General features: G+C 60.5%; 6 protein-coding genes. 4 read left to right on the forward strand and 2 right to left on the reverse strand.

What is annotated here, in order from left to right; translation table 11 throughout:
* Positions 1-393: 393 nt before the first annotated feature.
* Positions 394-1,698, reverse strand: coding sequence for an aspartate--tRNA(Asn) ligase (aspS, locus tag OB916_RS16800; protein WP_315910450.1), 1,305 nt, complete (start codon positions 1,696-1,698; stop codon positions 394-396).
* A gap of 491 nt (positions 1,699-2,189) precedes the next feature.
* On the opposite strand from aspS, the gene OB916_RS16805 reads away from it, so the two are divergent.
* Together OB916_RS16805 and OB916_RS16810 are read left to right on the forward strand one after the other, a co-directional pair.
* The gene (locus OB916_RS16805) at positions 2,190-3,719 is read left to right on the forward strand and encodes a MoxR family ATPase (protein ID WP_315910451.1); all 1,530 of its coding nucleotides are present in this window, start codon (positions 2,190-2,192) and stop codon (positions 3,717-3,719) included.
* Positions 3,712-5,049, forward strand: coding sequence for a hypothetical protein (locus OB916_RS16810; RefSeq protein ID WP_315910452.1), 1,338 nt, complete (start codon positions 3,712-3,714; stop codon positions 5,047-5,049). Before OB916_RS16805 ends, OB916_RS16810 begins: the two co-directional genes overlap by 8 nt.
* 238 nt (positions 5,050-5,287) lie before the next feature.
* Here OB916_RS16810 and OB916_RS16815 read toward each other — a convergent pair whose 3' ends face one another.
* On the reverse strand, positions 5,288-5,692 hold the full coding sequence (locus OB916_RS16815) for a PadR family transcriptional regulator (RefSeq protein WP_315910453.1): 405 nt from the start codon (positions 5,690-5,692) through the stop codon (positions 5,288-5,290).
* A gap of 144 nt (positions 5,693-5,836) precedes the next feature.
* Here OB916_RS16815 and OB916_RS16820 point away from each other — a divergent pair, with 144 nt between their 5' ends.
* A complete protein-coding gene (locus OB916_RS16820; protein WP_315910454.1) occupies positions 5,837-6,385 on the forward strand; it encodes a hypothetical protein in 549 nt (182 codons plus the stop codon).
* A 243-nt stretch (positions 6,386-6,628) separates the two neighbouring features.
* On the forward strand, positions 6,629-6,829 hold a 201-nt coding region (locus OB916_RS16825), incomplete at its 3' end, for an SDR family NAD(P)-dependent oxidoreductase (protein WP_315910455.1).

The following is a 6,829-nucleotide window of genomic DNA, read 5'->3' on the forward strand; positions in this document are numbered from 1 at the left end:
TGCGGCACGGCAGACCTGCCGTGCCTCGTCGGTAGCAACCATACTCATCGTACGCTGTCACCGGAGAAATCCGACTCTCAGCTACTTCGGCAACTACTGCTGAAGGCGAGGTTTTAGCCTTGCAACTTCAAACACCTGCTGGCTCGCTGTGTTCGCCAGCAGTGAAACGGCTGGCTTCGCTCGCTGTTCCTGTGCGCTCTCAACGTCTTCCTCGAGGACTCAGACGTCGACGATCTTGAACCGCGGCGAGATCGAGCGACTCTACGGAGAGAGTCGCTGGCGATCTGGCGAGACTCACTCCGTTCGTCTCGCTGGCTCCCAGCGACTTCGCTCTGCTCACGGGTCGCGTTGCGTCCCGTTCGCATTCGAGACCCTCACTTCGTTCGCGTCTCGCTACGGGCTCAGCCGTTGCCGGTCTCGCGGGAAGATCACGGCCTCGCGGATGTTGTCGAGCCCGAGCATAGTCATCACGAGCCGTTCGGCGCCCAGCCCCCAGCCGGCGTGGGGCGGCATGCCGTACTTGAACATCTTGGTATAGTACTCGAAGGCCTCCGGGTCCAGGCCTTGCTGTTCGAAGCCCGCGACGAGGTGGTCGTAGCGGTGCTCACGCTGGCCCCCCGAGACCAGTTCCATCGACGGGTGCATCATGTCGAAGCCCGTCGAGATCTCTTCGTCGTCGTCGTAATCCTTGATGTAGAAGGGCTTGATCTCGCTGGGCCAATCAGTGATGAAGTAGTGCTCGCCGACCGCCTGCCCGAGGACGTGCTCGGCCTCCGTCGAGAGGTCGTCGCCCCAGACCAGCGGCTCGTCGAGTTCGCCCGTCGCGTTGATCCGCTCGATGGCCTCCTCGTAGGTCAGCCGCGGGAACTCGCCGTCGGGAGCTTCGAACTCGTCTTCGAGGCCGAGCGCTTCGAGCTGGGCCCCGCAGTTCTCGGCGACGCCCTCGTAAGCGGACTTGACGACGTGTTCGCAGACGTCCATCGCGTCCTGGTGATCGAAGAAGGCCGACTCGAAGTCGATCGAGGTGGCCTCGTTGAGGTGTCGCGGCGTGTTGTGTTCCTCGGCGCGGAAGATCGGGCCGATCTCGAAGACCCGCTCCAGGCCGGAGCCGACCATCAGCTGCTTGAACAGCTGCGGGCTCTGGTTCATGAACGCCTCGCGGCCGAAGTAGGTGATCGGGAACAGCTCGGTCCCGCCCTCGGTCCCGGTGGCGACGATCTTGGGCGTGTTGATCTCGGTCGCGTCGACCGACCGGAAGGCCTCCCGGACGCTCCGGAGGACCTCAGCGCGGATCTCGAAGACCGCCTTGACCTCGGGCTTGCGCAGGTCCAGCGTCCGGTTGTCCAGCCGCGTCGAGAGTTCGGCGTCGACCTTCCCGGAGGGATCCAGCGGGAGTTCCGGATCGGCCTCGGCGATGACCTCGACCGACTCGGGGACGATCTCGACGCCGGTGGGGGCGCGCTCTTCTTCCTCGACAGCGCCCGTGACCGCGACGACGCTCTCGCGGTGGACGCCCAGACCAGTCTCGACCAGGTCGTCGTCCATCTCGTCTTTCTCGAATTTGACCTGGATCTTGCCGGTCGTGTCCCGTACGATGATGAAGGCGATGCCGCCGAGGTCGCGGATCTCGTGCACCCAACCTTTGACGGTTACGTCGTCGCCGGGCTCGGCCTCCGCGGTGTAGGTTCGCTCGTCCATGCTCTGGCCTATTGGTTGGCCTGACTTAAACACCGTTTATTCGTCCCGAGGGATGTGCGGGTGGGACGAACAGCGGTCGGGAGTCTCAATCGTGTGATAGGGCATATCTCGAATTTCGGACGTAATCAATCGTCATACGGTGGATAGCGGTTACACACCTCTTCTCGGAGTCACAGCGTCCGACCGATATCTTCAGCACGCTCGTATACTTCGTCACGACTCGAAACCGACGCCATGTCGATGAACGAAGTGGCGACCTCGCCCTCGCATCCTGCTGTCTGGCACTTGTAGAGCACCTTCCAGCCGCTTCCCTCCGATTTCAGACCGTACCATAGCCAACTGTCACAGCACTCACACCGAGCAGTCGGATGTCGACGCAAGTTCATCACTTCCGGTTGGTGGCGAATTCAGTGATAAATCGTCGGACACGATCGACGTATAGCCCACGTCTCTCTAGATGTTTTATCCATCAGTGGATCCATGTTCGGGCCATGACCTACTCGGGGCCAGACGTCTTTCTCGCGCCGATCGGAAACGAGGCCGCAGCCGACAACTTCCGGCGGACGGTCCTCGACGGCGTCTCAGCCGATCAGGTTCGCCCACATGCGGAAACAGACGTCGACGGCGAGACGGTCCGTCTATGGGGAACGAAGTCGACAATCGAGGGGAAGTGGAAGAAAGTCTCTCCCGGTGACTTCCTATTCTTCTACCGCGATGGATTCTACGAGTACGCTGCCGAAGTGCAGGCCACGGAACAGAGCGAGCGGATCGGCCGCGATATCTGGCCCAATCACGAGCCGGACGAGCCGTGGGTCTGTCTGATCTATCTCGACGCGCCCGTCGAACTCGGCGTCGACTCCTCTGAGATACACGAACTGGCTGGATACGATCGAGACTATCCACTCGGCTTCTCGCCGCTCAACGAGATGGGCGTGGGCGGGATCCGCGGTCGATACGGCTCCGTCGAATCGCTCGTCTACGGCGATACGCACACGGACGAACAGCTCGATCTATACGGCAAACCGGATTTCGATGTCGATCCAGACGTACTCTCGGAACTGTATTTTCCGGACGATCGTGCCGCGGAGATCGCTCAGCAGATCACGGCGGCACTGGATGCCGGCAAGCACATCGTTCTCACCGGACCGCCAGGAACTGGCAAGACCGAGATCGCACGGCTCGTAGCGTCTCATCTCGCAGCGCGGAACCCCGACGTTTTCACCGGATTCGAAACGACGACCGCGACGGCAGACTGGTCAACGTTCGAGACGGTCGGCGGGTACATGCCGGAAGAGCAAAGTGACGATCTGTCGTTCACGCCCGGACAGATCCTCCGGTGTTTCAAGCGACAGGACGGCCAGCGCAACGAGATCCTGATCATCGACGAGATCAATCGATCGGACATCGACAAGTCGTTCGGACAGTTGTTCACGCTTCTCTCGGGCCAGGCAGTGACGTTGCCGTTCACTCGTGAGGGCGAGGAGATCGAACTGCTGCCCGCGAGCGACATCGATAGCGAGCTTGCACCCAATCAGTACGCTGTGCCAGAATCTTGGCGACTCATCGCGACGATGAACAGCTACGACAAGACCTCGCTGTATGAGATGTCTTACGCGTTCATGCGACGGTTCGCGTTCGTGTACGTCGACGCGCCCACGATCCCGGAAGACGACGACGAACGGGCTGCGCTCGTCGATACGTACGCGAAGACCTGGGGGATGAATGTCGAGTCAGACGTTCGCGAGGCGGTTGGCGACGTGTGGTACGTGACGAACAACGCCGTCGACGACCGCAAGATCGGCCCGGCGATCATCAAGGACATGCTCGCACACGTCACGGCAACACCTAGTTCGCTGGAGCGGTCGCTTACCGAGGCCGTAGGGAGCTACGTCTTCCCGCAGCTGGAGGGGGTGCCACGTCGCGAACGGATCGTTGCACAACTCGCCGCCGTCGACGACGTCGATGAGACGCGGCTGGGTCGTCTCGCTGCGGACGTGCTACAGGTCACAATCGATGAATAGGAACGAACTCCTCGACGAGCTCACTCAGGACGTTCTGGCGTACGTGATGCACGGTTCCTTTCCGGAGCGTCACGTCGTCTCGGAGATCGCACCGGACGCACTCGACGAGCGGTTTCACGACTACGAGCAGCTCGTCAGACTGCACTTTATTCTCCGACCCACTGTCGTCGACTTCGTCGAGTCGCTCCCCGAGCAGCTCCGCCGTATCAAAACCCAGACGCAGAACACCTCTCGGCGCACCCGCGGCAGCGTCGACGGTCGTATCAACTGGGGAAAGACCGTTCGGACCCGCCACTCTCGCAATCCCGACGACCGGTCCCTGTTCGTTTGTGAGCACCGCACAGAAAGCTACGACATCGACGAGAACCTCGTGTTGAAACGCCTGCTATCGATTATCTACACGACGCTCGACGAGTCCGAGCCGTACCTGCGTCGCGACTACGAGTGGATCACCGATCGATGGCGTGAGAGTACAGACCTGATCGAGCGGATGCGGGAACTGTTCGAACGGAACGTCCACGTTCGCCGGATCCGATCGCCTGCGAGCTACGAGCCGACCCCACGAATGCTTCAGCGTGCCGCCGATTCTCGAAGTGAGCTATACCGGACCGCAGCCCGCCTCTTGCGAGAATACGAACGGAGTCTCGACGGTGATGAGGCCGCAATCCGATCGCTGCTTGAGACGACTGCGATCACGCCTGATGACGACGAGACACTGTTCGAGTTGTACGTGCTATTCCGGTACGTCGCGGCGATCGAGGAATTGAGCGACGATCGCTTCGAAATGCGGACGATAGAGTCTGCGAGACAGGAAGTAGCACGACTCTCGCAGGATGGCACCGAAGTCGTCCTGTATCACAACAGTTCAGGGCGTGATCGGGGACTGAAATTCCTCTCAGACGTCTCCGAGAAAGACCGCGAAGACCTTTCGAGAACGGAACTCATTCAGCGCGAATCACGGCGCGTCGCGAACACGTATTTCGTCGACGACGAGTTCTCCGACGCGACGGGCCGCCCTGACGTGATCGTTCTTGAGGTGACCTCTGACGACCGACGCGAGTACCTGATCACGGAAGTCAAGAATTCGACGCGTCCCGAGACGATCCGAGGGGGTATTAAAGAGACGCTGGAGTATCTGGCCTTTCTCCAGCAAGACGAGACGTTCGTCTACGACGACCCAGCGTTCGGAGCCGGTTGGAACGGTGTGCTCGTGGTACAAGACCTGGAAGACACGAAGACTGCATCGCTGGACGAGCAGCGATCGATCCGGATCCTCCAGGCGTCCGAACTCGAAGCGAAGTTGTCGACTGTGGTCGATCGGGTGCTGTAGAGGCACAAGAGTGGCAGACCTGATCAAGGTGTTCGTGCCCGTCACATCGACGAGGGAATTGCGATTGTCGAGGGAGCGGTCGGAGACTAGCATACGCGCCGAAGGCGCGTTTCACTGCGGCCGACTGAAAGGAGGCCGCAGGTAGTTTTTCCCCAAGTTTTTGCGAGGAGTGGTTCCCGCAGCGAGCGGAGCGAGCGAGGAAACCCGACGAAGTAAAAAGTGGGTGCGAAAGAGGTGGCTAAGGCCGAGGCGCCTGCTCGTATTTGACCATCTTCTCGGGCTTGTCGGAGATGGTCTCGTACATCCGCTGGAGGGTGTCCTCGGCGGCGAGCAAGTTGTGCTCCGCGAGGAATTCGCGACCGTCCTCAGTGAGGCCGTAGAACTTCCAGGGGTAGCCCTGCTGGCGCTGATCGTCGTCCAGCGTGACTTCCTCGACGATGCCGGCGTCGATCAACTTCTGGACGTGCTTGTAGACGGTCGCCTCGCTCACACTCGGGTTGAGTTGCTCAAGTTCGTACATCGAGGGGAGCTGTTCGGGATGTTGCAGGATGTTGTGGATGAGCGCGAACCGCGTCCGCTGGGTGACGAAATGGACGAGTTCGCGGGACTCCATGCCCGACGCAGCCGCCAGTTCAGTACTCATACGTCACAGTATACGCCCCAGCGACAAGTAGTTTACCCCAGAGTAAATTACTCCAGAGTAAGCTACCTCAGAGTGAATCAAAGAAGTACGGAGCTGGCGGTTTGTGCCAGAAACCATATCAGACGACCCCGAGAAAAAGCGGACATGCCCGATGCGGAGCCGCCCGTCCCCGAAGACGTCCTCACGAGTGCCAAGGATCGGCTCGAGGAAGAAGAGATCTCGCTGGCGGACAACGAGGAGGTCCTCCACGCACTGAGCGAGCTGACGCCCGTCTACGAGAGCGACCGGTCGTACTTCGTGCTCGGGAACTACGACCGCGAGCCGATCCGACGGCTGAACCTGGTGGTCGACCGCCTCAACCGTCGCCAGGACGCCTACGCGTTCCGGATGGTCGATATCCGCGGGGAGTGGGACAACAGCATCCAGAAGTTCTGCCTGATCGCCGATATCGTCACCTACCTCGTCGGCGTCGCTGAAAAGGAACCGAGCGATTTCCTCGTCGAACAGGGGCTACTCGTGGGCACGACCGAGTATTTCTCCAAGAGTCACGTTCTCAAGCGAGAGTACGAGGACGAGGAACACCCGTTCGGCTGGATGCAGGACGGCGTCTTCGAGTTGTTCGACCGGGACGGGCGACTGTATCGCTGGCGGACCGAAGTGGAACTCGTCGACGTGACCGAGGAACTTCCCTGAGAAAGCGAGCCGAGGACACCCAAAGGACGAAAACGTGATTGCAAACTGTGAAGAGGCGGTGAGAGACTAGCATACGCGCCGGAGGCGCGTTTCACTGCGGCCGACTGAAAGAAGGCCGCAGGTAGTTTTTCCCCACGTTTTTCCAAGGAGTGGTGCCCGCAGGGCCGCAGGCCCGAGGACACCCGACGCAGGAAAAAGTGGTTGCCAAATCTCCAAATACTAGGGCTACATGTTCTAACGTGCATGAGCAGTTTTGATTTCAGCGGCCGTGTTGCCGCAGTCACGGGTGGCGCGTCAGGCATCGGTCGAGAAGTAGCTGTCGAGTTCGCCGAAAGCGGCGCGTCGGTCGTCGTCGCCGACGTCGACGACGAGGGCGGACAGGACACGGTCGAACAGATCGAGAGCGACGGTGGAGAGGCCGTCTACGTCAACACCGACGTCACG

Source organism: Halapricum hydrolyticum (assembly GCF_025517535.1).
Classification (GTDB): Archaea; Halobacteriota; Halobacteria; order Halobacteriales; family Haloarculaceae; genus Halapricum; species Halapricum hydrolyticum.